This window comes from Streptomyces sp. NPDC000941 (assembly GCF_053599555.1).
In genome coordinates this window covers 1-1494 of sequence record NZ_JBSFMM010000541.1, presented here as the reverse complement: position 1 = coordinate 1494, position 1494 = coordinate 1, and the positions used below count along the sequence as shown (strand labels likewise).

Sequence of the window (1494 nt, the reverse complement as noted above, 5' to 3'; positions counted from 1 at the left end):
GGGGGGGTGCCTCTATGTCTTTCGTCAAGCGAGGCGTGGGGTTCTGGGTTCGTAGAAGGTGCCGTCGCGGAGCATCGCGAACAGCACGCTGATGCGGTGGCGGGCCAGGCGGAGGAGAGCCTGGGTGTGGGTCTTCCCGCGGGCTCGGCATCGGTCGTAGTAGGAACGGGAGGCGGGATCGTGCAGTGCGGCGAACGCGGACAGGAACATCGCCCGTTTGAGCTGCCGGTTGCCGCCTCTGGGCGCGTGTTCGCCGTGGATCGAGGTCCCCGACGACCTTGTTGTCGGGGCCAGGCCGGCGTAGGAGGCCAGGTGGGCGGCGGTGGGGAAGCTGGTGCCGTCGCCGACGGTGACCAGCAAGGTGGCGGCGGTCCTGACCGCGACCCCCGGAATCGAGGTCAGGACCGTGGAAAGAGGGTGTGCCTCCAGCAGGGTCTCGATCTGGGTCTCCAGGGCGCGGCGCTGTTCGTGGACGGCGGCGAGCGAGCGGGCCAGGGACGGGATCACGATGTCGAGCGTGCCGGTGCCGGGAACGACGACGGTCTGCTCGTCGAGCGCGGTAAAGACCTCGTCGATCAGCCGCTGGGCCATGCGCGGGGCCTTGGGCCGTATCACCTCAACCAGCCTGCGGCGGCCGGCCTTCCGCAGCGCGGCGGGGGATCCGTAGCGTTCCAGCAGCCAGGTCACGGCCTGGTGGTCCAGACGCGGCCCGAGCACGCGCTCCAGCGAGGGGTGGAACTGGGTGAGCAGGCCGCGTATCCGGTTGGAGGTGCGGGTGGCCTCGGCCGCGAGGTCCTGGTCGAAGCCGACCAGCACGGTCAGCTCGGCGGTGATCTCGTCGGTCAACTCCAGCGAGCGCAGGGTGTGCGGCATCGTCCGGGCGGCGTCCGCGATCACCGCGGCGTCCTTCGCGTCGGTCTTCGCCTCGCCCGGATACAGGTCGGCGATCCGCCGCATGGCAAGGCCCGGCAGGTAGGCCACCTTGCAGCCCGCGTCCCGGGCGACCGTGAGCGGGAGGGCTCCGATCGAGGCGGGCTGGTCCACGATCACCAGGACGGTTCCGAACTTCGCCGCGAGCTTGTCGAACACGGCCCGCAGCCTGGGCTCGCTGTTGGGCAGCTGCTTGTCGAAGACCTTCTTGCCGGCCGGAGTCAGCCCGTGCCCGTGATGGGCGCTCTTGCCGACGTCCAGGCCGAGGAAGACGCCCACGTCGTCGATGTCGTACAACCCGTCCTCCTGAACAGGGCTTGAGCGGTGCTGGCCAGGGCGATGGCGCCGTACGCGCGCATCCACGTTATGCAGACCTGCCGCCCGCAAGCAGCCGGGCATTGCGCCCGGCCAGGCGGTAGTCAGACCTCTCATCAGCGTCTCCAACGGCACCCCACGGGCCCGGTGACACCACCCCCCAGGTCATGCCTTCGACAGGGGGGAACAGTCATGCCGGGCCCGGAGGCCAGCGGCCCTCTTGCAGGACCGCGAAGAACATAACGGGGG

1 protein-coding gene is annotated in these 1494 nt (G+C 69.9%); it reads right to left on the bottom strand.

Features of this window, described 5'->3' with window-relative positions; translation table 11 throughout:
* Positions 1–24: 24 nt before the first annotated feature.
* On the bottom strand, positions 25–1227 hold the full coding sequence (locus ACWDSL_RS53375) for an IS110 family transposase (RefSeq protein ID WP_450497002.1): 1203 nt from the start codon (positions 1225–1227) through the stop codon (positions 25–27).
* Between the last annotated feature and the right edge of the window lie 267 nt (positions 1228–1494).